The 24,573-nt window shown below is 60.3% G+C and carries 18 protein-coding genes, 7 pseudogenes and 1 riboswitch; of the genes and pseudogenes, 12 read left to right on the top strand and 13 right to left on the bottom strand.

What is annotated here, in order from left to right:
- Nucleotides 1-730: 730 nt before the first annotated feature.
- Nucleotides 731-951 (bottom strand): annotated as a pseudogene (locus AC0L3A_RS35975) (integrase core domain-containing protein); the annotation flags it as partial.
- Between the two features lie 89 nt (nucleotides 952-1,040).
- On the opposite strand from AC0L3A_RS35975, the gene AC0L3A_RS35970 reads away from it, so the two are divergent.
- The gene (locus AC0L3A_RS35970) at nucleotides 1,041-1,274 is read left to right on the top strand and encodes a hypothetical protein (RefSeq protein ID WP_473256148.1); all 234 of its coding nucleotides are present in this window, start codon (nucleotides 1,041-1,043) and stop codon (nucleotides 1,272-1,274) included.
- 159 nt (nucleotides 1,275-1,433) lie between these two features.
- Here the strand turns inward: AC0L3A_RS35970 and AC0L3A_RS35965 are convergent, their stop codons facing one another.
- The 4 genes from AC0L3A_RS35965 to AC0L3A_RS35950 form a co-directional block, all read right to left on the bottom strand.
- Nucleotides 1,434-1,790 (bottom strand): hypothetical protein, encoded by a 357-nt coding sequence (locus AC0L3A_RS35965; protein ID WP_473256147.1) that lies wholly within the window; start codon nucleotides 1,788-1,790, stop codon nucleotides 1,434-1,436.
- A gap of 1,143 nt (nucleotides 1,791-2,933) precedes the next feature.
- Nucleotides 2,934-3,587 carry an anaerobic ribonucleoside-triphosphate reductase activating protein gene (locus AC0L3A_RS35960; protein ID WP_473256146.1) on the bottom strand — a complete coding sequence of 218 codons (654 nt, stop codon included), beginning with the start codon at nucleotides 3,585-3,587 and terminating at the stop codon, nucleotides 2,934-2,936.
- Nucleotides 3,544-3,735, bottom strand: a complete 192-nt coding sequence (gene nrdD, locus AC0L3A_RS35955; RefSeq protein ID WP_473256145.1) for an anaerobic ribonucleoside-triphosphate reductase — start codon at nucleotides 3,733-3,735, stop codon at nucleotides 3,544-3,546. The genes AC0L3A_RS35960 and nrdD overlap by 44 nt, the downstream gene beginning before the upstream one ends.
- A 13-nt stretch (nucleotides 3,736-3,748) precedes the next feature.
- A complete protein-coding gene (locus tag AC0L3A_RS35950) occupies nucleotides 3,749-5,785 on the bottom strand; it encodes a ribonucleoside triphosphate reductase (RefSeq protein WP_473256144.1) in 2,037 nt (678 codons plus the stop codon).
- A gap of 107 nt (nucleotides 5,786-5,892) precedes the next feature.
- Nucleotides 5,893-6,104, bottom strand: a riboswitch (cobalamin riboswitch).
- A 441-nt stretch (nucleotides 6,105-6,545) separates the two neighbouring features.
- On the opposite strand from AC0L3A_RS35950, the pseudogene AC0L3A_RS35945 reads away from it, so the two are divergent.
- The 3 genes and pseudogenes from AC0L3A_RS35945 to AC0L3A_RS35935 form a co-directional block, all read left to right on the top strand.
- Nucleotides 6,546-7,355: pseudogene (locus AC0L3A_RS35945) on the top strand (IS256 family transposase); the annotation flags it as partial.
- Complete coding sequence (locus tag AC0L3A_RS35940) at nucleotides 7,315-7,740, top strand: outer membrane protein (protein WP_473256143.1); 426 nt, start codon at nucleotides 7,315-7,317, stop codon at nucleotides 7,738-7,740. The pseudogene AC0L3A_RS35945 and the gene AC0L3A_RS35940, both read left to right, overlap by 41 nt.
- 5 nt (nucleotides 7,741-7,745) lie before the next feature.
- Complete coding sequence (locus tag AC0L3A_RS35935; protein WP_473256142.1) at nucleotides 7,746-7,895, top strand: hypothetical protein; 150 nt, start codon at nucleotides 7,746-7,748, stop codon at nucleotides 7,893-7,895.
- A 755-nt stretch (nucleotides 7,896-8,650) separates the two neighbouring features.
- On the opposite strand, the pseudogene AC0L3A_RS35930 reads toward AC0L3A_RS35935, so the two are convergent.
- A pseudogene (locus AC0L3A_RS35930) lies at nucleotides 8,651-8,752 on the bottom strand (IS66 family transposase); the annotation flags it as partial.
- 172 nt (nucleotides 8,753-8,924) lie between these two features.
- A pseudogene (locus tag AC0L3A_RS35925) lies at nucleotides 8,925-9,276 on the bottom strand (integrase core domain-containing protein); the annotation flags it as partial.
- A gap of 1,259 nt (nucleotides 9,277-10,535) precedes the next feature.
- Between AC0L3A_RS35925 and AC0L3A_RS35920 the strand changes: the two are divergent.
- The 3 genes from AC0L3A_RS35920 to AC0L3A_RS35910 are packed head-to-tail and all read left to right on the top strand — an operon-like array spanning nucleotide 10,536 to nucleotide 14,809.
- Nucleotides 10,536-11,741 carry an HlyD family secretion protein gene (locus tag AC0L3A_RS35920; RefSeq protein WP_473256141.1) on the top strand — a complete coding sequence of 402 codons (1,206 nt, stop codon included), beginning with the start codon at nucleotides 10,536-10,538 and terminating at the stop codon, nucleotides 11,739-11,741.
- Nucleotides 11,741-13,711 (top strand): glycosyltransferase, encoded by a 1,971-nt coding sequence (locus AC0L3A_RS35915; protein WP_473256140.1) that lies wholly within the window; start codon nucleotides 11,741-11,743, stop codon nucleotides 13,709-13,711. Before AC0L3A_RS35920 ends, AC0L3A_RS35915 begins: the two co-directional genes overlap by 1 nt.
- Nucleotides 13,712-13,720: 9 nt before the next feature.
- On the top strand, nucleotides 13,721-14,809 hold the full coding sequence (locus AC0L3A_RS35910; protein WP_473256139.1) for a PDC sensor domain-containing protein: 1,089 nt from the start codon (nucleotides 13,721-13,723) through the stop codon (nucleotides 14,807-14,809).
- A 308-nt stretch (nucleotides 14,810-15,117) separates the two neighbouring features.
- Here the strand turns inward: AC0L3A_RS35910 and AC0L3A_RS35905 are convergent, their stop codons facing one another.
- Nucleotides 15,118-16,746, bottom strand: coding sequence for a putative bifunctional diguanylate cyclase/phosphodiesterase (locus tag AC0L3A_RS35905; protein WP_473256138.1), 1,629 nt, complete (start codon nucleotides 16,744-16,746; stop codon nucleotides 15,118-15,120).
- 434 nt (nucleotides 16,747-17,180) lie between these two features.
- On the opposite strand from AC0L3A_RS35905, the gene AC0L3A_RS35900 reads away from it, so the two are divergent.
- Entirely contained in the window at nucleotides 17,181-18,584 is a 1,404-nt protein-coding gene (locus AC0L3A_RS35900) for a GGDEF domain-containing protein (protein WP_473256137.1), read from the top strand.
- 688 nt (nucleotides 18,585-19,272) lie between these two features.
- Here AC0L3A_RS35900 and AC0L3A_RS35895 read toward each other — a convergent pair.
- The 5 genes and pseudogenes from AC0L3A_RS35895 to AC0L3A_RS35875 form a co-directional block, all read right to left on the bottom strand.
- Nucleotides 19,273-19,383 (bottom strand): annotated as a pseudogene (locus AC0L3A_RS35895) (transposase domain-containing protein); the annotation flags it as partial.
- A 114-nt stretch (nucleotides 19,384-19,497) separates the two neighbouring features.
- Nucleotides 19,498-20,499, bottom strand: a pseudogene (locus AC0L3A_RS35890) (tyrosine-type recombinase/integrase).
- A 46-nt stretch (nucleotides 20,500-20,545) separates the two neighbouring features.
- On the bottom strand, nucleotides 20,546-21,316 hold the full coding sequence (locus AC0L3A_RS35885; RefSeq protein ID WP_473256136.1) for a tyrosine-type recombinase/integrase: 771 nt from the start codon (nucleotides 21,314-21,316) through the stop codon (nucleotides 20,546-20,548).
- Between the two features lie 101 nt (nucleotides 21,317-21,417).
- The gene (locus tag AC0L3A_RS35880; protein WP_473256135.1) at nucleotides 21,418-21,648 is read right to left on the bottom strand and encodes a tyrosine-type recombinase/integrase; all 231 of its coding nucleotides are present in this window, start codon (nucleotides 21,646-21,648) and stop codon (nucleotides 21,418-21,420) included.
- The gene (locus AC0L3A_RS35875) at nucleotides 21,645-22,088 is read right to left on the bottom strand and encodes a site-specific integrase (protein WP_473256134.1); all 444 of its coding nucleotides are present in this window, start codon (nucleotides 22,086-22,088) and stop codon (nucleotides 21,645-21,647) included. Before AC0L3A_RS35875 ends, AC0L3A_RS35880 begins: the two co-directional genes overlap by 4 nt.
- A 276-nt stretch (nucleotides 22,089-22,364) precedes the next feature.
- On the opposite strand from AC0L3A_RS35875, the gene tnpA reads away from it, so the two are divergent.
- From tnpA to AC0L3A_RS35855, 4 genes and pseudogenes are all read left to right on the top strand, one after another.
- Nucleotides 22,365-22,787, top strand: coding sequence for an IS66-like element accessory protein TnpA (tnpA, locus tag AC0L3A_RS35870; RefSeq protein WP_473256133.1), 423 nt, complete (start codon nucleotides 22,365-22,367; stop codon nucleotides 22,785-22,787).
- Nucleotides 22,781-23,134 (top strand): IS66 family insertion sequence element accessory protein TnpB, encoded by a 354-nt coding sequence (gene tnpB, locus AC0L3A_RS35865; protein ID WP_091898177.1) that lies wholly within the window; start codon nucleotides 22,781-22,783, stop codon nucleotides 23,132-23,134. The genes tnpA and tnpB overlap by 7 nt, the downstream gene beginning before the upstream one ends.
- 50 nt (nucleotides 23,135-23,184) lie before the next feature.
- A pseudogene (gene tnpC, locus AC0L3A_RS35860) lies at nucleotides 23,185-24,135 on the top strand (IS66 family transposase); the annotation flags it as partial.
- Between the two features lie 27 nt (nucleotides 24,136-24,162).
- A complete protein-coding gene (locus AC0L3A_RS35855; protein WP_473256149.1) occupies nucleotides 24,163-24,402 on the top strand; it encodes an IS1096 element passenger TnpR family protein in 240 nt (79 codons plus the stop codon).
- Nucleotides 24,403-24,573: the final 171 nt, after the last annotated feature.

Raw genomic sequence — 24,573 nt, 5'->3', positions numbered from 1 at the left:
AGTTCTCGGTGGTGATAGGGGCGGTGCCATCAAAGTGGTTCAGCGGCGTATGGCGGGAAAGATCAGCATGGGCGCGCGCCGGGAGGCGCTGCCGACCGCAGCGAACGACATACATCGAGCAAAATAAGCGTTTCCGGTGCCCGCTCGCAGCGCGGTACTTCCGACGGAGGCGCAAGCCATCCTGATGCGAGTCAGCTGTAGGCTGGGATAAAATATTGGCTGGAGTGGCGAAAAAGCTTGAATCGGACGCAGCGCAAGATTGTACCAAGCAGATATTCGAGCTTTCTACCGGCTGCTATCGCTAGTGGGGGGAGTGCGAATCAAGACCTCCAGCGAAGTAGTCGTCCTAATGACAATGGCCATTCTTGTTATCACTATGATCTTCTTCGTCGGCTTTGGAGTGGGTTATGGCGCTCGCAGTTGGCGGTCCCGCAAGCGACGTGAGCGCGCCCGGCGATATGGCGTTTTCCGTCACTCCGGCGGTGGTGCCCCGCCGCCTTTTCGAGTTCCTCCAGCCCCTCGTTTCTAGGGATTGGAATTATCCCGCCTGAGGAGGAATTGGATGGACAAGTGGTGTCTGACGGGACCCGTGAAGTGCGGAGTTGAATGCGGGGCGAACACCTTCGCTCCATTGCCGAGGAGGCACTTCGCGCTTGTTCGACATATAGAACTGTTATGAGCCCCACGCGGTCCGCGAATGGAAAAGAACCCAGGCCGGTGCGATCCCGCGTCAGGGGCCCACAGACGTAGGAGCGACGGGAGCTGGCGCGGAGCCTTCCGCATAGCGCAGCGCCAGATCCCGGGCGCGGGTGGCAGGTCACGAACTCGGACGGGGTTCTCCATCCGAGCGGCGAGTGGGGTCGCGTATCGTTGTAGTCGGCCCCGCCAGCATCCAAGCGTGACGCGGGCTTGGGCCAATGACGTGAACAGCGTCTCGTTCAAAAACTTATCCGCAGCCGACCGTTGATGGGGAAGACGGCCCCGCTCCCTCGGCGCCGGCGCTATGCTGGCGATGTCTGTACCTAACAGGAGCAATCATCATGGAAGCCGTGACAATTGGCTCGGATATCGCGAAGCACGTATTTCACGTTCATGCGGTTGACACTCAAGGTCAAGTGACCAGCCGCCAACGCCTCCGGCGCGACTTCTTCTCGTCGCTGTCGCCCTGCCTGGTTGGGAAGGTCACGCTCGATAGAGGCGACCTGGAAGACGACGAGTCACCGGTCGAAGAATTCCCATGGCGAGGAGCGTCATCAACCGATTGCTGGTGGTGAATCGATTACGGGTTCGAGGAGGTCGAATGGATTCCGTTCGTCGAGGGAGGGCCACACCTGAGAACGGTCCGCAAGCTGATCCTGCCGTGAGCCGACCGATGGGACCCACGCGAGTCATCTCAATAAAGGGGCGAAAGAGAAGTTAGGACTTTTACGCTTTCAATCCGAGCCTTCCGGGTTTCCGAGGTCAATCAATTCGGCCAAGACGTGATCTAGACTACCCGCGTCCCGATCCAGCTCGATCAAGAAGGCACCGTAGAACTCGTTGTGATGGATTCGTCCAAAGCGCCGGTCCTCATAGATCTCTCTTTCCGCAGGTCGCGCTAGGCGCAAGCGCATGATGCCGTAATCGTCGCACAGAAGGGCCCCGCCAGACTTCAGGGCCGAGAGTTTCGTGCGCAATTCCTCACCTTTTAAGATCGCTTCGGCTGCCGCGTGGGTTTTTGAAGCAAATGCAAAGACGGGACGCCGGTCGACCTCAACCGCGAAAACGGAAAGGGAGGGGAATTCTCTCATTTCTTGATCTTCAGACCGATCTCAACGAGCCGTCGAATTGCTTCGGACAACTGAGCTGCTGCCGGTTTGATGGACACCGAGTTAAGCTAATCCCACCTTGCGTTCGAGCTCAACGGGGCCGGCCTCGCAACTACCAAAAGGGGGCGCTGGACGCGCGGACCGCACCAAGTTAGCCTCGTCCGATGGCCGTTCGGGGAGACACACAAACACAAGATGAGCTGGAAGAAGGAACTAGAGGCGCTGCTTCAACAATCCGCGGCAATGTCGAACGCGCAGGAACATTAGCACCTATTCCAAAGCCGACAGCGCCCATCGCGCCGATTGCAAACGCTCCCCAACGGGGCTTCCCCGCCCGATTCTCCCCGGCCGTTGAGCTGGGACAGCTCCGAACGAGAGCACTTCACCAAGCGACTTGCGGATTTCAAGGTGCACGAAGAGGGCGTTCACCGCGATCGCGAGGAATATTGTTGCCGCACGATGCACGGGACACGCGATCTCGCGAGAGGCCAAGGCATAGAGGAGCAGACCTAAGTGCACGCAAATGCGCGTAAATTTGCTAATTCCGGCCATCAGTTCCCGGCGGCCATTGCTGCCTAAGCGCTTCGCCACCGACCTTCGCCTGCCTGGGGTGCCGGACGCGTACGCTGACCGCCGGCCTCTGGTGCGGATGTCGGATGAGGAACAAGAATGCCGATTAACAATTGCGACACAGTTCACGCGAAGCAGCATTAGAGCAGTTCAGTTCGGCACACTGCCTGCTTTGTTCCACGCTACGATCCCCGACGTTGGTGGCGATTCGGGAGCGATCTTGGAGACAGGCGGCCCTGGCCACTCTCCCACATTTCTGCTGAACATAGCAGATCAGCCACGCGCCGCGCCCATGGTGGCCTGGCGCGAAGGCATTCACGGACTGTTCAATGCGGCTGTGGACTTGACGCGTCGCTTCGGACAACGGAATCGTTGCGCGCCTGCCGAGAGCCGCACCACCAGCAGACACCGGCGCCCGCAGATCTCCTGCGGCAAAACGCGAAGTGTTTCTCCAGCCGCCGCAGCAGTGTCTGGTGTCGGGCGGACCGCAACTCGGGGGGGAATGGCAGGGATATGTGCTGCAACCGGCACCCGGACGGCAGCGGCTCACGGGGACTAAAGAAGGCTCGCGGTCGTGCATCCCGCCGCCCGGAACGGCTGAAGCCGATGGGCAGGAACGCCAAGCGCGACAAGGTCGGACGCCAGACGCGCCAGGTCGGAGCGATCCAGCAAAGCATTATGAACCGTCGTGCGGATATCGCACGCGACGCCGCTTTCGAGCAGACGCACGAGGCTGGCCTTGGCGTTGATGCCGCTCCCAACGACGCCAGTGATCCGCTTGTAGTGATCGAACGCAGCCTTGACGTCGAAGCCGATCCAGTCGACGAGCGGCAGTACAGCGGACAGCCGTGTGGGACAGGGCCCGGCGGTGTGCAATCCGACGCGGAAGCCGAGTTCGCCTCGCACGGCACGCATTGCGTCCGGCAGCGCAGCCTGGAGAGTGGGTTCGCCGCCAGAGAACACCACGCCGTCGAGCAGCCCGCGACGGCTATCGAGAAAAGATAGCACTTCCTGCCACGGGATTTCCGACTCTCCCCTCGGGGAAATCAGATGCGGGTTGTGGCAATAGCCGCACGACCAAGAGCAGCCCTGGCAGAAAACCGTTGCCACGAGCTCGCCCGGCCAGTCGCAGGTGGACAGCCGGGCGACCCCGCCAATTCGCAGCTCAGCCGAGCGCGGCGCGCGTTTCAGCGAAGAACCTGCGCTCATTGTGCTCGCCTTTCTTGCCGCAATTGAACGACGACACCGGCCGGTGATAACCCATCACGCGAGTCCAGACCTCACAGGGCTGGCGCTCGTCGTGGCTGAGCGTCCCCGCAGGATCGCTGCTCGTCGTATGGGCATTAGACTCGTTCATCTGTGGTCTCCTTTCAGTTCGCGGCGGCATGCCGCTTGAGTGCGAGCTTTTCGGCGTCGCATTTGGGACAGAAGACATGCTCGCCTTCGAGATAGCCGTGCGTCGGACAGATCGAGAATGTCGGCGTGACGGTGACGTAGGGTAGGCGGAAATTTGAGAGCGCCCGCCGCACGAGCTTCTTGCACGCTGCGCCTGAGGACAGGCGTGAACCCATGTAGAGATGGAGCACCGTACCGCCGGTGTATTTGCGTTGCAGCTCGTCTTGGCGCTCAAGCGCCTCGAATGGATCATCGGTGAGGCCGACCGGAAGTTGGCTCGAATTGGTGTAATAGGGGAGATCGCCGGTGCCCGCCTGCAAGATTCCGGGGTAGCGCTTGCGGTCTTCCTTCGCGAAGCGGTAGGTCGTGCCCTCCGCCGGCGTGGCTTCGAGGTTGAACATGGTGCCGGTTTCGGTCTGGAACGCCGAGATGCGCGCACGCACATGATCAAGCAGCCGTACCGCAAAGGCATGGCCCCAAGGTGTGCTGATGTTCTCGCAATCGGCGGTGAGGTTGCGGATCATCTCGTTGACACCATTCACGCCTAGCGTGGAGAAATGGTTGCGTAGCGTGCCGAGATAGCGCTTGCTGTAGGGAAAAAGTCCGTGGTCCATGTAGCGTTGCACGACCGTGCGCTTGATTTCCAGGCTGTTGCGGCCGATTTCCAGCAGCGCATCGAGGCGATCGAATAGGCCCGCTTCGTCGCCGCGATGCAGATAGCCGAGGCGAGCGCAATTGATGGTAACCACACCAATAGAGCCGGTCTGCTCAGCGCTGCCGAACAGGCCGTTGCCGCGCTTGAGCAACTCGGTAAGATCGAGCTGCAGCCGACAGCACATCGAGCGGACCATGTTCGGCTTAAGCTCGGAATTGATGAAGTTCTGGAAGTAGGGCAGGCCGTATTTCGCCGTCATCTCGAACAGGCGATCTGCGTTCTCGCTCTCCCACGGGAAATCCGCGGCGATGTTGTAGGTCGGGATTGGAAACGTGAATACACGGCCCTTGGCATCGCCGTTCGTCATCACCTCCATATAGGCGCGGTTGATCATGTCCATTTCGGACTGGAGGTCGCCATAGGTGAAATCCATCCCCTCTCCGCCGATCACGGGCACCTGTTCGCGCAGGTCCTCCGGGCAGGTCCAGTCGAAGGTGAGATTGGTGAAAGGCGTCTGCGTACCCCAGCGCGAGGGGACATTGAGGTTGTAGATGAGCTCCTGGATCGATTGCAGTACATCGCCGTAGCTCAAGCGGTCCCTCCGGATGAACGGCGCCATGTAGGTGTCGAACGAACTGAAGGCTTGCGCGCCCGCCCACTCGTTCTGCAACGTGCCTAGAAAATTGACGATCTGCCCGACCGCACTCGACAGATGCTTCGGCGGGCCGGCCTCGACCTTGCCGGGCACCCCGTTCAAGCCCTCGGTCAAGAGCGTGCGCAGCGACCAGCCGGCACAATAACCGGCGAGCATGTCGAGGTCATGGATATGGAGGTCGCCGTCACGATGGGCGCGGCCGATCTCCGGCGGGTAGATGTGCGACAGCCAGTAGTTGGCGACGACCTTGCCCGAGAGGTTTAGGATGAGTCCGCCCAGCGAATAGCCCTGGTTGGCGTTGGCATTTACGCGCCAATCGCTACGTTCGAGATACTCGTTGATGGAAGCGGCGACATCAACCGTCGTCGTGTGGTCCTGGCGCGCCTGTCCGCGTTTCTCGCGATAGACGATATAGGCGCGCGCAGTGGCGAAATAGCCCGCCGCGATCAGCACCTGCTCGACGATATCCTGTACCTCCTCAACTTTGGGAGTTGCGCCGACGAAGCGGTGCGCGATGACCTTGATAGTCTCTTCCATGAACCGGCCGGCCGCCTCGTCGTCGAACTCGCCGCTCGCCCGCCCCGCGCGCGCGATCGCAGAACGGATCTTGCTGGCATCGAAGACAAGCGTGCCGCCCTCGCGTTTGACGATCGAGCGCGGCAATGCGGCTTGCAACGAATTGCTTTGACCCAGACCAGACATCGGCATCCCACTTGGGTTGGGGCAAGGCTGAAGTAGGCGCATGCGGAAAACGAGCCGCCCTCGGCGGCCCACTGCCGGCTAGCGACCACCGGGACACCCCGCCCGAGGACTCTGTTGTTGTCACGGCAGGTCTCCTGGCTCGCGGGTTCTTGCTGCTGTCTGGCCTTCCCGGCGCCGAGATTTTGCGCCAGTGACTCTGTCGACAGCGGCTCGCCGCTTACAGTTGCGGGGGCAGCGCCGGCTTTGGCTTTCGGCCGTACCGGCTTCCCTCTTAGCTCTCTATCTTGCGATTTGAGAGACCGTGACAACTACATCTAGACGCCGTATTCGATTCTGTGTCAACAGACGGTTCGTCGTTGACGAAGCCTCCGTCCTTGGTCCAGCGGCGCTCGGCGACGTAATCCGAAAGATTTATTCACGCCTCGCGGATGCAGCCGTTCCGTTCGAAAGCCATCGAGCGCAGCATCGACGGCGGCAAGAACATTGGAAAGCTCGTCGAGGCGCGGCGCGATGTCGTGCGATCGCTTCTCCCTCGGTCGACATCTTAACCGGTGGGCCGAAGCAAACCAGCCACACGCAGAAAAGTTGGTCGTTCCTGAAAAGTTGGTCGTTCCTGGTGGTGGTGTAGCTCGGTAGAGCGAAGCCGCCCAGACGCGCGCCCTCAATTAGCGCCGTAGCGGGCGGGCGGCTTTGCGGTGCTCACCGGCAGTTCTCCGGTAGGATCGGGTTGCGACACGCCAAGGCAACCGAGGAACCAGCGATGACCGACGACATGATGAACCTGCGCACGCTGGTAGGGAAGTCCCCCGACGCCGATCTGCTGCGCGAGATGATCGGCTTTGCCGCCCAGCGTCTGATGGAGCTGGAAGTGGGAGGCCAGACCGGGGCGGCCTATGGCGAGAAGAGCCCCGAGCGTCTGGCCCAGCGTAACGTTACCGGGACCGATTTGGGAGACCCGCGCCGGTGCGGTTGAGCTGCGAATTCCCAAGCTGCGCAAGGGCTCCTACTTTCCAGGCTTCCTCGAGCCGCGCTGCATGGCCGAGAAGGCGCTCACGGCCGCGGTGCAGGAGGCCTATGTGCAGGGCGTCTCGGCCCGCTCGGTGGACGATCTGGTGCAGGCCATGGGCATGACCGGCATCTCCAAGAGCCAGGTCAGCCGACTGTGCGGCGAGATCGACGAGAAGGTTAAGGCGTTCCTCGCCGGCCCGATTGAGGGCGACTGGCCATATCTGTGAATCGACGCCGCCTACGTGAAGGTGCGCCAGAATGGCCGCATGGTATCCGTCGCTGTGATTGTCGCGGTCGGCGTCAATAGCGACGGCCGACGCGAGGCCCTCGGCATGGACATCGGCCCGTCCGAGGCGGAGACGTTCTGGACGGCGTTCCTGCGCAAGCTCGCCCGCCGCGGCCTGCGCGGCGTCAAGCTCGTCGTGTCCGATGCCCACGAAGGTATCAAGGCCACCGTAGCCAAGGTGCTCAATGCCAGCTGCAACGGTGCCGCGTCCACTTCATGCGCAACGCGCTGGCGCATGCCGGCAAGACTGGACGGCGTGTCGTCTCTGCCTTCATTTGTCAACAGAAGCGGATCTCTCCGCGGAGGACAGGCTGGCTACAACTGGCAGTTCGGTCGGGCCATCTTTGGCGTCCAGGGTGACATCGCCGGTGTGGATGTGAAGGGCACCAGTCCCGGCCTCAGAATTGGGGCATCGTGCACGGCCAAGAGCGATTGGTTAGGCACCGTCACGGGTCGGGTCGGCGGTGTTGTTGCCGACCGGACACTTGTGTACGTCAAGGGAGGTGCGGCCTGGATGCAAACGGATCATAACTTCAGCGTCCCTGCCGGTTTCGGCGGAGCGGCTTCCGTGAGCTCCTCCAGCACGAGCTGGGGTTGGTTGCTTGGCTCGGGTGCGGAATACGCGTTCTCGCCCAAGTGGAGCGCATCTTATCGAGTATAGCTAGATTGAGTTTCGACAAGAAGAACATCGCGCTGGATGTCTCAGCCTTCGCAGGCGCACCCGCAATCGCTAACATTGACTTGAAGAACAAGCTGTCGGTGGCCAAGATTGGCGTGAAGTATAAGTTCGGCGGGCCAGCCGTTGGATGGTGTTGACTCTCAAGGCTCCGAAGGAAAGCCCCGCTCACGCGACGCTTTCTCTTTGGCATCTGACGTCCTTCAAGAGCGATGCGGATGTCGGCTCGAGGTGACAACGGACATCAATGGAGCTCAGAGCATTAGGCCTACATAGCCGGGGAGGTGTTGCGCTCTGGGATAACGAAGCAGCGCCGCGACGCCGGCAACGGAAGTCGGCGTCGTGTTGGGAAGCGCCCACTCCAGATCCGGGTAGAAGTCGCATAGCTGCTCGACTCGTTCCTCGGCGCAAGGAAGTCCGCCTCGGCAGCGATGTCGAATGGCGCGCCGGCCCGATCGTCAATCCGTCCTACCGCCCTCGGACAAGGACGAATTGCTCGATCATTGTGGACTACCCACGAGGACGTCGCCGACGACAAGGTGCTCGCGTGGCGGCTTTAGCGGAAATTCATGCGTCGCGTGATATGTGGCGAGCATCTCAATTATTTTGCCGACCCTGGGGTCTATTGCCCTAAATCCCTGTCGCTTGGCGCGCTCGAACAGCGCATCTAACGAGTGTCCAACGTCATGTTTCATCAGCTCTTGCTGCGTCCCGCCGCACCCGCTCAACAAGCAAGGGAGCTGCCAGAGGCCCTCGCGGCCGAGGAGCCGGCGCCAGCCGCGACTCTGCCGATGTCTTCGATAGGGCCGGTTCGACGCATGCGGGAACGAAGGCGACGCCAACGCGATGCTGCACGGGGGCCAAGCGAGTTCGCCGTAACGAAGCTCCGTTCGCGAAGAGCGTATTTCTGGTTGAGCGCGATCAGACGGATCGAACGTTCGATAATGTTGTTGTCGAGCTCGATGCGGCGGCCATCATCGACAAAGCGCGTCACACCCTGGGAGCGAGATAACTCCAGCGGATGGTGACGGCGAGCTTGGCATTTTGTCATCTAGCGCCAATGACCTTGCCCCCAAAGGTTTTATCCAGTTCTGAGTTCGTCCTTGCCGCTGGATTTGCCGTGTTGGGCGCCTGTGGCAGGTCGTGGCGAGCTCGGACGGGGTTCTCTATCTGAGCTGCGAGTGGGGTCGCGTATCGTTGTAGTCGGCCCGCCAGCATCCAAGCGCGACGCGGGCTTGGGCCAACGACGTGAACAGCGTCTCGTTCAAAAACTCATCCAGCAGCCGACCGTTAAAGCTCTGATGAACGCGTTCTGCATGGGTTTGCCCGCGCGATGTAAGTGCCACGCGACGCAGCTCTGGTTGGTCCATGCGAGAATGGCGCTGCTGGTGAGCTCGCTGCCGTTGTCGCTGACCACCATGCTGGGCTTGCCACTCTCAATCATCAGCCGGTCCAGTTCCCGCGCCACGCGGGTGCCGGAGAGCGAGGTGTCGGCCATCAGCGCAGGCACTCGCGGGTACAAGCCGGAGGGGCAAGGTCATCGCCGCCGACACTTCACCACCGGTCGATTCGAATGTGCGGACGCTGTTCTGTATCAAAAGTGGTAGGTTCGTTGTCCGCGGTTCTCAGCTAACTTTACTATAGCCCTTTTGTGAGTAGCACACGTGCAACAAACGGACATCGCAACATGCAGACTTCATCTAAGCAACTCATCGATCTGCAACCGCGGGAGAAAACACGCCCAACCTACGCTGGGAGAGAAGAGCCCACCCAAAGAACGGAAGATGCAGCTCGCCACTGCCATCAAAAAGCAACGGAGCAGACCAACCGCAAGAAACAGGGTGCGGCTGATCACCGTACGCGTCTTGGGCAAGTTGCGGTTCATAGGAATAGCCCGATCAACTGCTCACTTCTTTGAGCGGAACTTGGAGACGGCGCGGTCGAACCGGCCTAGAGGGTCGATGTCAGTCATGACCCCCTCGCTTAACGACGTTACACGGAACGATTTGCGTCCGAAGTCTCAGGAGTGAGCGCAAATCTCAACAGTATTGCCTGGGGCGGACACGGGAGCTGCATTAGAGAGCGGCCGTCAGTTGCCGGCCTGTCGTCCAAAACAGCCGACGAAACGGGCAAGCAGATCGGACGAAGTATGGAAGAAGTCCCCGCGGTCCGCCTAGGTGGTGTTTGCAGGGAAGTTAGATCGAGGACGTTTTTTTGGGAGGCAATCTTGAGTGCAATGAACGGATTGACTTTCACCGAAGCCGGCTGGGAGAGAATAGCGCACCTGATGTTTGGCGGACCCGATCAGAAGGGCCCGACCAATCGGCACAACCCGGTGTTCGTGCACGGTGCGCCTTGGACGCGCTTACATACCCTCCTTGGCGTGATCTTCCAGAGGCCTCTTGGGGAATGGATAGCATTCCGCCGCTTCAGTGGATGCACCGGGAAGGGGTTTGGTGGCGTATCGTCCACTCCATATCCGACGAGCCGATTACAAATATCCGGTCGTCGATTCCGCCCTTGTCCGGGTGCATCAGCGGAGAACGGTGGTCTGAAGATCAGGCGCTTGGCCGTTCGGCGGGCGGTCCGAACACGAAGATACAATCGGCCCAGCGCAAAACACGCGGAGCAATCTGGCTCCCTGTGCCGTTCCGGATGCCCTAAAGAGCCCGTTCGCTCAGGCAATACGGCTCACAAATACCGCGAGCAGACCGTATGACTTGCCAATACCAACTTCAGCCTGCTCTCGCTCTCCGGCCCGATGCGATCGGAAGTCAGCCATGAGGCTCGCACGTGTGGTCGTCGGCTTGGTTCTTTTGGTCGGGGGGCTATACGTCATCGTTGGGGAGCACTTCTCTGGAACGTCGGCAGATGCGACCGTAAATGCACGGCTCTATATTGTTCGCGCCCCGATCGAAGGAAGAGTAAGCCTCTCCGTCAAAAGCATCGGAACGCGCGTCAACCCGGGGGAACTTGCGGCTGAAGTGACCGATGAACGATTCGATACCGCTCGACTTCTCGACCTCGAGCGCGATCGAGACAACCAACAAATCGAACTTAAACGCGTTGGGGGCCAGCGAGCCGCCCTCTCGCTGTCAAGGGCCGAGTTCGATGCGCAATCAACCGGGTATCAGCGCGGCCGAATCCGGCAGATCGAGGCGCGGATCGCAGAAACCAGAGCGGCCCAAGACGCATCTGCCGCGCGGCTGCGCGAGGCGGACGCGGAATTCAAGCGGGCCAACGAGCTGAGCAATCGCGGCGTGCAGACGATAGCCAATCTGGGTCGGGCTCGTGCCACACTCGATGTGGCACAGCAAGAATTGGAGAGTGCACAGCAGCGTGTCAGTTACTTCGAAACGGAACTCGCCTCGGCCCGCGAGGGTGTATTCATCGCAGAGGCCTCTAGCGACGCTCCCTTCTCGATGCAGCGAATTCGGGATATCGACCTGCGACTGGCCGAACTGCATGTCGAGGAGGAGCAAGTGAAAGGCCGGATCGCCCACTTTGGTCGGCAAATCGATGCCGAGCGCCTGCGTGTCAATCGTTTGACCTCTGCCATACTAAACGCCCGAGTCTCCGGTTTGGTCTGGGATGTTCTGCGGGAGCACGGCGAGCACACACGGCGTGGTCAAGACCTCCTTAAGTTTGTCGATTGCAACAGCCTGATAGTCACAGCGGGCGTCTCCGAGTCGCTTTACGATAGCCTTTCGGTCGGGGCGCCGGTTCAGTTCCGGTTGTTCGGCGACGAGCGGATTTTCGACGGGACCATCACCCGACTCGGCGGTTCCGGCGCGTCGTCACTCTATGCAAATCTGGCGGTAGGACCAAGTACTCAACATCTTGAACGGTTCGACGTCACTGTGACCGTGCCGGATCTTGCGCAGCAGCCCGATCTCAGCTGCGCTATCGGACGCACCGGACGCATCATCTTTTCGAGCGGACCAATTGCACAGTTCCGCCGATTTCTTACACGCTACGGCTTCTGATGCTCGTACTGTCACCACTACTGGCCGCATTGGCGGGAGCCGCCGTCATTCTTGGACTTCGTTTCACAGTCTTGCCACTGCTCAATCCAAGCAAGTGGTACTGGCGAACTCTGCTCCTCGGGCTGGCCACAATTTTGTCCTGGCGTTACGTAATTTGGCGGTTCAGCGACACTCTGAAGCCAATCGATTGGACCGCGGGCGCGTTGTTCAGCTGGGGTTTCGCGTTGCTCGAGGCGCTGACAGTGTTGTCTTCGTCCATCGGCTTCGTAATCCTGTCGCGTGTAAGGGAACGGACTGCTGAAGCAGATCGCCACGCCGGCTGGTGGGCGCCTGAAGAAATGCCACGGGTAGACATCTTCATCACGACCTACAATGAGCCGCTGGAGATTCTCGAGCGAACAGTGATTGGCGCCAAGGCCGTCAGATTCAACAAGCTTCGTGTCTTTGTGCTTGATGATGGCCGCAGGGATTCGCTCCGCGAAGCTTGCGAGCGGCACAGTGTCGGCTACATCGTGCGCTCCGACAATATGCACGCCAAGGCGGGAAACATCAATCATGCGCTCTCGGTGCGCGCCTTGGATCCTGATCGGCCGGAATTCGTCGCCATCCTGGACGCCGATTTTGTTCCTCATCTCGATTTTGTAGAACGAACCTTGGCGCTGTTTCACGATCCGAGTGTCGGGCTGGTTCAAACGCCGCAGCACTTCTTCAATCCCGACCCGATCCAGCACAACCTGGGCATCAGCACCGGATATCCGGATGAGCAGCGCCATTTCTTCGATAACGTGGAGCCGGCGCGAGACGCTTGGGGAATCGCGATCTGCTGCGGTACCTCCTCCGTTATGAGGGTTCGAGCCATTGAGCAGATCGGCGGCATTGCGACGCAAAGTGTTACGGAAGACTTCCTGCTCACGCTGAAACTTGCAGAAAACGGATGGCAAACCGTTTATCTCAACGAGCCACTGAGCGAGGGGTTGGCTGCCGAGGGGCTCAAGGAATACATCGTCCAGCGGGGTCGCTGGTGCCTTGGTCTGACTCAGATTGTACGTAATTCATACAATCCTTTCGGCTCACACCGACTGGATTTGATGCACCGGATCAGTGTCATCGATTCATTTTTGTACTGGTCCACGACCTTTCCTTTCCGCCTTGCGAGTCTCATCTGTCCGCTGTTGTACTGGTGGCTCGGCATAACGATCGTGAACGCGTCATTGGTCGATATCACCAGATACTATGTTCCCTATTTTGCCATGGTCTTGGTGGCCTTGAATTGGCTTTCGAAGGGACTATTCATTCCCATAATCAACGATACGGCGCAGCTGATTGCTGCCTGGCCGGTCTGCCGGGCAGCTGCACTGGGTCTTTTGACGAGAGGACCTCACGAGTTCTCGGTCACGGCCAAAGGCGGCGACAGGACGAAGATTGTTGTCCAATGGGGGTTGATGCGACCATTCCTAATTCTGTTTGGACTGACTCTAGGTGGCTTGGTGGTGCCGCTGAATCCTGAACTTGTCTTCAATACTTCGTCGACATCCGGCGATGGCGTCGCCATCGTTTTGTTCTGGACGATCTACAACCTCTTCGTCCTGCTGATAGTGATCTTTGTGTGCATTGAGCGGCCTCGCCCCAATCGACCGCAGCGGCAGGTACCCGAGCCCATCACGTTAACGATTGGAGACGCCAGATACCGCGGCTGGTTGATCAATCTCAGTCCGGGCGGCGCGCGCATTAGCGGTCCGTCCGGACTTGTGGCAGGGGCGGCAGGGAAACTGAGCGTCCCCATCATTGGAGATGTCGACGCACATGTCGTTGCGTCAACCCGAGACGGCTATCGGCTCAGGTTTTCGCCAACAGCAACACAGCGGGCGCAGATCGTCGAAAAGCTGCACACGATCCAGGCCGTTCCGGGATCTGATCGCGGAGATATCGTGCGCATCATCCGCGAACTGGCACGGGCGCTAACCCATTAGGGAGACGTGATGACCAGGAGAAGACTAAATATACGCACCCTTGTGTTCTTTGGGGGCGCCACGCTGATGCTCGTTCCAGCCATGGTGACTGCAACGGTGTATACCGCGGCCCTACAGCAACGCGGCGAGCAGCTGCAGGTAGACAAGCTGACGACTCGCGGCCAACTAAGCGCTAATCTGCTGGCGCGCCGCCTCTACGGTGTTCGGATGGACGTGGCCCGGCTCGCTGACCTGATCGATCCGACCGATCTGGCAAGCGCCCACGAACACATCCAGTTCCTAAGCCGGCTGGATGGCCGCTATTCCTGGCTCGGCATTGCAGATCTTGAGGGCAAGGTGCTGGCGGCCAGGGATGGAATGCTCGAAGGCGAGAGCGCCGCGCAGAGATCATGGTTCAAACGCGGCATTGCGGGGCCCGCTGCCATCGACGTTCACGAGGCACAGCTCCTGGCGAGCTTGTTGCCGGTGTCTCCTGAACCGTATCGCTTCATCGACTTGGCTGCTCCACTGCGGCACGCAGGTTCGATTGCCGGCGTGGTCGGTGCCCATCTGAATTGGAGCTGGGTAGGTGAGGGGATGACGGCTTTACAGGCGCCCGGAATCGAGGTGCTGCTGCTTTCGCGCAACCGAACAGTCTTGTTTGGTCCACCTGAGCTCGCCAACAAGCCCCTCAACGTCGGCTCCGCCCTGGCAGCCAGCCGGCTCACCACCGCGTTTCTCAGCGAGCTATGGCCTGACGGCAAGGAATACTTTGTCGTGATCGTCCCCACCATTGGTTTTGCAGACCTTCCAAGCTTCGGGTGGTCTCTTCTGGTACGGCAGAATGCCAACCAGGCCATGGCGCCGGTCCGTGAATTGATCCGGTCGTTCTGGATCATTCTCGGCGCGGGCGCGGTGGCGGCTCTGGCGCTGCTCTTTTGTGCCGCCCAATGGCTCAGAACACCTCTGCGTCGGCTCTCGGAGTCCGCCGAGGCTATCGTGCTCGATTCCGCCGCCCGCCCGCCATACCAGGAAACCCGGTTTGATGAAGCCGCACGGCTAAGCGACGCACTGGTCAGGATACAGTCGAAGCTGATGAGCGCTTGGCCCGTCAGTTGACGACTTAAGGGCAGAAGCACGACTTGACTCATAATCCGGGTGAGCGCCTCGGAGCGTACATTTAGTCTCCAGGGCATCGCTAACTCTTGGTTACTGCTTAGCCGGTGAAGCGGCGGCTGTTGTGGGCTGACGGTCGGTCGGTTTGGCGATCACCTCGATCTCATCGCTGAATGTTAGATCAAGGACAGGCTTTGGGAACTGCTGGTGCGGATTGAGACCGCGCAGCGTTTCTGCTCCGCCTCGCCGACTCGCCTGGTTAGACTGACAGCGGGAATTAGAAGAAGGTTCTCGAACCTGAACGCGTCGTCTCACTCATGCGGACGTCTGGTCACATCTTCAGCAACAGCCGTGCGGCCGGATTCGCGAAGTAGCGCGGGAATAGCGCCGGCTGGTTTGGCACCACTGAACAGATAGCCTTGTCCTTCGGTGCAACCATTGGCCGCTAGAAACGTCAGCTGGCCTGCGTCTTCGATGCCCTCGGCTGTGGTCGTCAAGCCAAATCCTTTTGCAAGGCCAAGGATAGCACGAACGATCACCCGGCTGTCAGGACTGTTGTTCAGATGCGAGACGAAGCTGCGGTCTATCTTGATCTTGTCGAGCTGAAATGAAAGCAGCTGGCTGAGCATAGCATAACCTGTTCCAAAATCGTCAAGTGCGATGCGGACGCCAGCTTGACGGAGCTCATCGATTACGGTCTTAGCAGCCGCGGTGTTTTCCAGGAGGGCGCTCTCCGTAATTTCAACCTCCAGGCGGTGCGGACTGAACCCGGTTTGGCGAAGGATCGATAGAATGCGTTGTGCAAGCGCGGGATCGAGCAATTGAATGGGCGAAATATTGAAGGCAAGCGTAAACGTCTGCGGCCATCCGTTGGCATCGAAACAGGCGCGTCGAAAAAGCTGATCTCCAAGAGCGTTGATGAGACCTACTTCTTCTGCAATCGGAATAAACACATCTGGCGGAATATGCCCCAAGCTCCTATTTTCCCAACGCGCCAGGGCTTCGAATCCGATGATGCAATTCTGTGTTAACGAAACCAACGGCTGGTAGTGAAGCTCGATAATGTCGGCCGCGATAGCGCTGCGAAGCTCTCGCTCGATCTGGATGCGCCGCTCGACATGGATGTCCATCTCTGGTTCAAAAAAGCGAATACAGCACCTGCCATTGCCTGGTGTCGGACTCAGTGCACGTTCTGCGCGCCTGATCAATTCGTCCAAATTGAGACCGTCCTTTGGGGCGATCGCGACGCCAATTCCAACACCCAACTCGGCTGCCCCCGTCTTCGCCGCGAAACTGTAGGGAGCGGACCCCACAATTCGGCGCGCCAGATTGGCAGGATCCTCGAGGGAGCGAATATCTGGCAGCACTATCCCGAATTCCTCCCCTCCAATTCGCGCCAGGACGCAATCGTCGCGCAAGAGGTTCGCGATGCCCTTGGCAAACTCGCACAGTGCGTCGTCAGCCGCCGCGCGGCCATGCGTGTCCTTTATCCTCCTCAAGCCACCCAAGCTAACCATCAGGACGGCCACTTGGTGGGTGTTGCCCGCGAGGCCAAGACACGAACTAAGTGTTTCATCAAATGAGCGGCGATTAGGGAGGCCGGTCAATGGATCGTATCGAGCCAGATCGTGCGCTACTCCTTCAGCAAGGCTTCGCGCCTTGGTTTCGCGGGCGAGATCGCTAAAGCGACGAAAGCTAAAGATTGTCAGCGCGATGCTCGCGGAGCAGGCGACGAACAAGATGAAAAAGATGTCGTCGATGGCGGAATCCGCGGGTGCGTGTTCCAGGTTGAACAGATGAGGGCCGAGCCGATAGGCGTGCGCCAGGATCGATACGAGAACGACGCCCGCCAACAGAACGATCAAATCCCTTGTGGCAGAACCAGGCCAAACGAACCAATCGGCGCGCAATAGGCGCGATCGTGGAGAAGACAAACTCATGACACGAACCTTCGGTGACCCGGTCGTTCCAATGAGGTTCTTACGGCTTAAGTGCTAACCGAACACCAACTCTCCGCCGATTGCCAAACAACTCGCGCGACGGTTGGCAAGCGGCCGTGGTAAACGCGCCGTCGGATCACGATAGCAGTTCCCCGCAACGTCGCTAGCAACCGGCGTGCCAGTTCGTACGTGATTAACCCGAATTCATAAGTGGCGAGTCGAGGCGCCGCGTGGGTTTGCGGGCCCTGCGGCGCGCGAGGATGCATGCCTGGAACGGGGGGTGTTTTCGTGCTACGGTTGATGCCTTGGATTGTTTATCGACTGGCTGTGCCACTCGCGTGATTCGTCTCGGTCTAACGGCGCTCTCGCAACCGCAGAGCGACCGACAGTCCACGTAAGCGAGTACAGGTATCATTATGGGAGACGTTCTGCATATGAGCACCAACGTTGCGGTGCACGAGCCGCCCGACCCACTGCGGCTGGTCACACAGGTGTATATGAGCCTTCTCCTCATCACCTTTGCTCTGATGCCCGCGCCCTTGATCGCCTACCTGTATTTCCAGCAGGATCGTACGCTAAAGTTTGAAAATCATCTGTTCCACGAATTTGCGATCGCCGTCGCCGCCCTTGAAGGGATGTTCGTCGCTTATGTGACGTGGCGTTGCTACCGGTCTTCCGGCGAACCTCTGTTGCGTTGGTTAACGCTTGGATTTCTAGGCTTCGTGCTGATCTATTCGCCGCACGGCGTCTTCACCGGTATGGCACACCGCAACATTTGGCTGTTTCTGCTCTATGGACCTGCATCGCGTCTCGCGATGTCGATTCTGCTCTTCGCTGGGTTGCTCAGCTACAATCACCCGTCAGACGACGTCCAGAAGCGTTCGGATGCGCGCGCATGGCGGATGTGGATTGGCCTGTTCCTGGCGATGGACATAGCCGTCGCTTTAATCGCCTACTCCCCGTATGCGGCACACCCGGCGGTACGCTTGTCCATGGAGGGCGGCGCCCTTGTGTTCAGCGCGCTGGACGTCGCCGTCATGCTTATGCGACGGATTTACTCACCACTTATGCTTGTTTTCGGCATTTCGGTCGCGTGGTTTGCAATATCGTCGCTCGCATTCATTGTGGCAACGCCCTGGAATCACATGTGGTGGCTCGCCCACGCGATCTTTGCCGGCGGGTTTTTCCTTCTCAGCTATGGAGTTGTCCAGGCTTTCCGAACGACGCAATCATTCTCGATCATCTATAGCCAGGAACAAATGATGGCCCGGCTAGCCGAGTCGATGGCCGACACTCAAAGGGCGCTACGGCAGCTGAAACTGAGCAATCAGACGTTGGAACGCCTTGCCGCCACCGACCCGCTGACCGGCGCCGGAAATCGGCGCCACTTCATCGAGCATATCGGCGCCGAGATCGCGCGGGCCAAGCGAAGCGGTGCTCCGTTATCTCTGCTGTCGCTTGACCTCGACCATTTCAAGGACATCAATGACTCGCGTGGTCACAGCGTTGGCGATGAGGTCCTCCGCGGATTCGTGCGGAAGTCTCTGGAGGCGATCCGCCCCTACGACTCTGTTGCCCGGGTTGGCGGAGAAGAGTTCATGGTGTTGCTACCCGGAGCGACGCTCGATACTGCCTACGCGGTAGCCGAACGCCTTCGGTCGACCATCGAAGGCACTGCATTCGATGTCGGAGCCCAACCGTCGGTCGGGGTTACGATCAGTGTTGGTGTCTCGGAGTTCGGGCGCGATGGAGATACGCTCGACGGGTTCCTGAACATTGCCGATCAGCGGCTCTATCGCGCAAAACATGAAGGTCGCAATCGAGTCATTGTCGCGTAAGGCTTCGTTCATCCGCGCGATAGCCTCAGGCGGACCGCGCCGCCACTACGGTTCCCGCCATCGTACTTCAGACCAGGTTGCGTCGTAGCCGCGTGCACCGCGCATTAGCCCATCACAAACAGCAAGGCACTCCATACTACCGACGAAATTCGAAGGGCTTTCCGCATGGCGGCCGAGTCTCGCCTGAAGAACCGCAGTGGCCGACGAACTTCATCAAAGATGAACTCAGGCCCCTTTCGACGACGATCCGGGGATCGCAGTCCACAAAGCCCACTCGCGCGAGGCACGACCATCCGGCTCCCGGATAGGGATGTGAAGAAGGTCACGACCTGATGGTAGCTGATAGGGCGATTTGAGATGCTTCATGATCTGCTCGCGTCGCCGCCGGAATTGTTCACGGCGGGATCCTTATTAGCCCCGCTTCTGCCATTCCACTTGAACGCCGCACCGAATCCGCCCGCCTTCGTGTAAAGCTTCGGACATCAGTGTCCGCAACCAGACGCAGCGATGATCTAGGATGTTGGTGATCGCCATCGATCCCAGTTCGGGGGACCTGCGAGCTGGCCAACCAGTCTCGACATAACCGTCTAAAACGACCAATGATCGAGAGATCCGCCCTTTGAGACGCTGATATGGCCCTCGTTTCGTAAGCGTCGTTCTCAAGCCACGGCTTCAATCTCATGATGGAATAGGCCCACGGAAGCAGCTGATCGATGTCGCTGTTTGAATGGCCGCTGACGATTCGGGCGAGGGCGTCGGTCAGGTAAGCGAGCGGATCGAGGTCGTTCAGCTTACAGGTTTATGCCGCCCGCCGAACTATGCCGAACGGGTTTGGTATGGCACGCCGTTGTCACGCTGGTACGCGTCGATGGCGTGCACGGCAGCCCCATTCCATTCGGCATAGTTTGGTCGTTCAGAGCGCCTCCAGAAAGGCGAGCAGGCGGTCGTTCGGCTGGAACCGGGTTCGCTTGCCGCGCTCGTACGGCTTGAGCTTCGCCAGGGCAGCTTCCTTGAGGACGAGGTGGGCGTGCAGGTACGTCTGCGTCGTCTCGACCGATTCATGACCGAGCCATAGCGCGATCACGGAGCAGTCGACGCCGGCTTGCAGCAGCTCCATCGCAGCGCTGTGCCTCAGCACGTGCGGTGACACGCTCTTGGCCTTCAAAGATGGGCAACTCTTGTGAGCGACACGAACATGCTTTCCCAGGAGCGACTGGACGCTGTCGGCACTGAGCCGGCCCCCGTGCACGTTGGGGAACAACGCTGTTGCTCCTTTCCGTTACGGTTCCTTGAGCCATGCCTGGAGCGCACACCGAGCGAGTGTGGTCAGCGGAGTGGTCCGCTCCTTCCGCCCTTTACCGACGCATCGTACGTGTGCGCCAGACCCGAGGTGGACGGCATCCCGGTCAAGGCCAGTCAGCTCGGAGAGGCGTAAGCCCGTCTGGGCCGCGACCAGCAGCAAGGTGTGATCGCGGCGGCCAAGCCACGTCGTTCGATCGGGCGCGGCGAGAACCGCCTCGATCTCGGGGCGCGTCAGGAAGTGCACCTGTCGCTTATCGTGGCGCTTGCTCGGTATGGCGAGCACGCGCTGGATCAGCGCACTGTGTGCCGGCTCCTCGAAGGACACGAACCTGAAGAAGGATCGGATAGCGGTCAGACGCAGGTTACGCGTCTTCGCGCTCGCGCCGCGCTTTACCTCGAGATCGGTTAGGAACGCGCCGATGAACGTTGCGTCCAAATCGGCGAGCGTCAGGGCCGATGGGGGCTTCCGCAGCTGCACCTGTGCGAACATGAATAGCAGCCGGAACGTGTCCCTGTAGGAGGCAATCGTGTTGCCGCTAACGTTGCGCTGGCGCATGAGGCGCTCGGTGAAGAAGCGCTCGATCAACGTGGCGACATTGCAGGCGGGCTTCATGGCGTCACCTCCCACCGCCGATCAAGACGCCGCGCCGCTTCTTCCATCAACTCGGGCAGACCGAGAGATACCAGTAGGTATCACGCACGCAGGCGTGGCCGAGGTAAGTGGAGAGCACTGGGAGTTGCTGCTCGACGTCCTTGCCTTCGCGATACCAGTCGAGCAGCGTCCGGATGGCGAAGCGATGACGGAAGTCGTGCACGCGTGGCCCGGTACGATCACCTGGGCGCCGCAGCCCGATCTCTCGGGACAATCGCCAGAAGACGCGATGAACGTACTCGTGCAGCAAGCGGCCTCCCTGTTCGGCAACGAAGAAGGTCGAGCCGCGGCGTGATCCGAGCATCGCGTCGCGCCGGTGGGCGTAGTCGCGCAACGCGGTTCTCGTCGTCGGATGCAATGGCACGAGCCGCGACATGCTGAACTTGGTCAGCCGGACCGTCAGCACGCCGGCGTCGAGGTCGACGTCATCACGCTCCAGGCCCATCGCCTCGGATATACGCATGCCCGTCACCGCGATCAGCCCGAACAGGGTATGGTAGGTCCATCGGCGCAGCCCGCCCGCTGGCGGCAGAGCCAGCGCTGCCGTCAGCAACGCATCGATCTCCGCGTCGCTGTAGACATAGGGCTTGGCGCGCTTCCATCCGGGCAGCATGCCGACGGGCGGTACCTCCGTTCTCAGATCGAAGTTGGCGACATGGCGCGCGAACCCGCGCACGTCGCTCAATCGCAGCGCCCAGGATGCATGACGATCGGGCGGCAGCGTTGCCCATTCCATTGCCAGCTTCGTCGTGATGATCCTGGCTTTGCGCTTCTCCATGAAGGCGACGAAGTCGGCGAGCCGACGGGTCTGGTGCTCGTACTTCTATCCAAACCCCTTGCGCATGCTCAGGTACTTATCGAGTGCGGCGCGCAGATTGGTCATTGCACGCCTCCCGGCCAGGGCAGGCTCAATGTTCTCAACGCATCGATATCGACCTTCGCGTAAATCCGGGTAGTGTCGTGGTTCTCGTGCCGCAGCAACTGTCCGATCTCCGACAAGGTCGCGCCAGATCGGAGAAGCTCGATAGCGAGACTGTGTCGGAAGATATGGGCGCCGTGGTGTGCGCAACCTTCGATTCCAACGCGATCGAGGGCGGCCTCGGCGATCATGGTGATCGCACATCCGGAAGCAAACCCGATGTGCGGCGCGAGTGTGCGGACGAACAACCGTCGGCACGACGACTTTGGGCGGCCACTGCGCAGATATGCAATGATGGCCGCGCCAACGTCTGGCGGTATCGCATCCGTGCACGCTGTCGGCCCTTGGCGCGAGCGAGTATCTCGCTGGCGCGCCAGTCGATATCATCGAGCGTGAGCGTCGCGACCTCGTCGGCCCGCAGGCCGAGCTTGGCCAGCAACAACAGAATGGCGTAGTCGCGCCGTCCCATCACCGTCTTTCGGTCGCAACCATCGAGAGCCTTCCGCACCCGTGCGGCAGGCAGATAGGTCGGCAGAGTTGCGAGCTTCCATCGCCGCATCGATGGAACGCAACCCGCCAACAGGCGCGCGTTCAGCCCCCGATGGTGGAGGTAACGGAGAAAGGCGCGCAACGACCAGCACATCGCCTTGCCTGTTCCCGGGCTCTAATCCTGGGCGTGGCGCTCAATGTAGCGGATCACGTCCTCTTGGTTGATCTTGCACAGGGCGGCGGTGCCGCCGGAGCACACCTCGTGCAGGAACCCGCGGATGACCGGGAGATGGCGGGCGATGGACCTCGGGGCCAAGCCGCGCTCTGATCGTAAGCGGGGCTGCGAGGCCCATCAGATTGTTTGTGCGTAGACCTATGAGCGCCGTTAGAAGAGTCATCTTCTGCAAGGGTGCTCACAATGGACGACCATTCGGACGACATAAGACGACCGTTGTCACCGCGCATAGAAGTGTATGCCGGCGGCGGCCGGAAACAGTGGCCAGATGATTTGAAGGCGCAGATCGTCGCGGACAGTCTCGAACCGGGCGCGATCGTAACAGATGTCGCACGTCGCCATGGCTGCCGGCCCCAGCAGGTGCATGACTGGCGGCGCCGGGCGCGTTCAGGTCAACTGGTGCTGCCAACTGCGGGGGGAGCACTGTCGTTTGTGCCGTTGGTGTCGGAATCGTCGCCATCGGTGGCTGCAGCTCCCTCCGGGTCGGCGGAGGCAGCCGTTGTGACGGTTGAGCTCCATGGGGCACGAGTTGAGGTGCGAGGGACGCCTGGCCTTGCTGTGTTGAGTGATGTGTTTGTTGCGTTGCGCCGGACACGTTCATGCTGACGGCTCCCGCTGGCCTCATGATTTATGTTGCGACCCGACCTGTAGACTTCAGGAAGGGCGCAGATGGCCTGGCGCTGTTGGCGAAGGAGACGCTGGGCCACGATCCGATGAAGGGCGTGGCGGTGGTCTTCCGTGCGAAGCGCGCTGATCGGGTGAAGATTGTTGTCTGGGATGGTAGTGGCCTCGTGCTGTATTGGAAGCGGCTTGAGGGCAGCGCCTTCAAGTGGCCGCCGGTCGTTGACGGCGTCATGCGAATGAACGCCGCGCAGTTGTCCGCGCTTCTGGCCGGCATGGATTGGACACGCATGCATGCGCCTCGAATCCCGCAGCCGAAAGCGCTTGCGTAGGACATAAAATCTTCGCTGCATCGGGCGCGAAGCATGACAGACTCGGGCCAATGAGTGATTTGCCTGATGAGCTGCCGAGCGATCCAGCCGAGTTGCGTGCCTTTGCCGCGGCTCTGCTGGATCGCTGCGCCAGGCTCGAGCGGTTGCTCAAGCTTGCAAAAGACGCGCAGTTCGGTCGATCCTCGGAAAAGCTTGACGCTGATCAGCTCCAGCTTGTTCTGGAGGATATCGATCAGGCTGTCGCGGCTCTCGAGGCAGCCGAGGACCGCGCCAATCCCAAAGCACGCGAGAAGAGAGCCGCCGAGCGCAGGGCCAATCGTGGCAAGCTGCCGGAGCATTTGCCGCGCACCATCGAGACCCTGATGCCCGCTGCAACCTGCTGCCCGTGCTGTGCAGGCGACCTTTTTGAGATCGGTCACGATGAGAGCCAGAGGCTGGACGTCGTAACGGCGCAGTATCGCGTCATCGTCACCCGCCGCCCCAAACTGGCCTGCCGCGCCTGTCACGGCGTCGTCCTCCAGCATGCTGCTCCCGAGCGATTGATCAGGGGAGGACTGCCGACCGAGCGGCTCGTCGCGCATGTGATCGACGCCAGGTATCATTGGCATTTGCCGCTTTACCGCCAGGCGCAGATGCTGGCGACGCACGGTATCGCCATCGACCGTTCCACGCTCGCCTTCTGGGTCGGCTACGCCGCCCAGGAATTGAAGCCCTTGTGGCATCGTCTGCGCCAGCTTCTGCTCGCCTCTTCGAAGCTCTGTGTCGACGAGACCCCCGCACCGGTATTGGATCCGGGGCGCGGCAGGACCAAAACCGGCTACTTCTGGGCGCTGTCACGCGATGACAGGCGCTGGGCCGGACCTGACCCACCTGGTGTGGTTTACGCCTATGCACCGGGCCGTGGGGCCGTTCATGGCTTGCAGCTACTTGAGGGCTTTTGCGGCATCATCCACTGCGACGGTTATCAGGCTTACAAGACTATATCCCGAGAGACGCGTGCGGGGTTCGACAACACCACGACGGAGGGCATGCCCTTCCTGCTCGAGGCCGCCGGTCGTTGTCCTCCGGAACACGTCGGTGGTGCGCCAGGCTACGCCGAATACCTCGACGCCATCAGCGACCCTGCTCATCCGGAGCACGAAAATATGCGCCGCTGGGGCCCGGAGCGGTTCGATCCCAACGTGATCGACCGGAAGGCCCTCGAGGCCGCCGTCAACGCGTTGTCCGACACATGGAAACCGCGGCGACGCGCCACGCGGACAAAATAAGCGTCAAGCGCCAATCAAAAGGGCCGCAGCGCTACGCTTACGTCGCGGCCAGCGGACCAATGCCCGGGATGGTCATGAATCGACGTGCGGTATTGCTTTGAGAGGCAATTGCCTCAATCTCGCGGTTGACCTCGGCAATCCGCAGCTCCAGCTGCCGCAGCTCGTCAAATG

It is taken from the genome of Bradyrhizobium sp. MI1.3, from assembly GCF_055811695.1.
This window is presented reverse-complemented; position numbering and strand designations above follow the sequence as displayed.

Coding starts and splice junctions, on each gene's coding strand:
- AC0L3A_RS35970 (WP_473256148.1), top strand. CDS start 1,041: ATGGAAGCCGTGACAATTGGCTCGGATATCGCGAAGCACGTATTTCAC.
- AC0L3A_RS35965 (WP_473256147.1), bottom strand. CDS start 1,790: ATGAGAGAATTCCCCTCCCTTTCCGTTTTCGCGGTTGAGGTCGACCGG.
- AC0L3A_RS35960 (WP_473256146.1), bottom strand. CDS start 3,587: ATGAGCGCAGGTTCTTCGCTGAAACGCGCGCCGCGCTCGGCTGAGCTG.
- nrdD (WP_473256145.1), bottom strand. CDS start 3,735: ATGAACGAGTCTAATGCCCATACGACGAGCAGCGATCCTGCGGGGACG.
- AC0L3A_RS35950 (WP_473256144.1), bottom strand. CDS start 5,785: ATGTCTGGTCTGGGTCAAAGCAATTCGTTGCAAGCCGCATTGCCGCGC.
- AC0L3A_RS35940 (WP_473256143.1), top strand. CDS start 7,315: ATGCCGGCAAGACTGGACGGCGTGTCGTCTCTGCCTTCATTTGTCAAC.
- AC0L3A_RS35920 (WP_473256141.1), top strand. CDS start 10,536: ATGAGGCTCGCACGTGTGGTCGTCGGCTTGGTTCTTTTGGTCGGGGGG.
- AC0L3A_RS35915 (WP_473256140.1), top strand. CDS start 11,741: ATGCTCGTACTGTCACCACTACTGGCCGCATTGGCGGGAGCCGCCGTC.
- AC0L3A_RS35910 (WP_473256139.1), top strand. CDS start 13,721: ATGACCAGGAGAAGACTAAATATACGCACCCTTGTGTTCTTTGGGGGC.
- AC0L3A_RS35905 (WP_473256138.1), bottom strand. CDS start 16,746: ATGAGTTTGTCTTCTCCACGATCGCGCCTATTGCGCGCCGATTGGTTC.
- AC0L3A_RS35900 (WP_473256137.1), top strand. CDS start 17,181: ATGAGCACCAACGTTGCGGTGCACGAGCCGCCCGACCCACTGCGGCTG.
- AC0L3A_RS35885 (WP_473256136.1), bottom strand. CDS start 21,316: ATGGAGAAGCGCAAAGCCAGGATCATCACGACGAAGCTGGCAATGGAA.
- AC0L3A_RS35880 (WP_473256135.1), bottom strand. CDS start 21,648: ATGATCGCCGAGGCCGCCCTCGATCGCGTTGGAATCGAAGGTTGCGCA.
- tnpA (WP_473256133.1), top strand. CDS start 22,365: ATGGACGACCATTCGGACGACATAAGACGACCGTTGTCACCGCGCATA.
- tnpB (WP_091898177.1), top strand. CDS start 22,781: ATGCTGACGGCTCCCGCTGGCCTCATGATTTATGTTGCGACCCGACCT.
- AC0L3A_RS35855 (WP_473256149.1), top strand. CDS start 24,163: ATGCCCTTCCTGCTCGAGGCCGCCGGTCGTTGTCCTCCGGAACACGTC.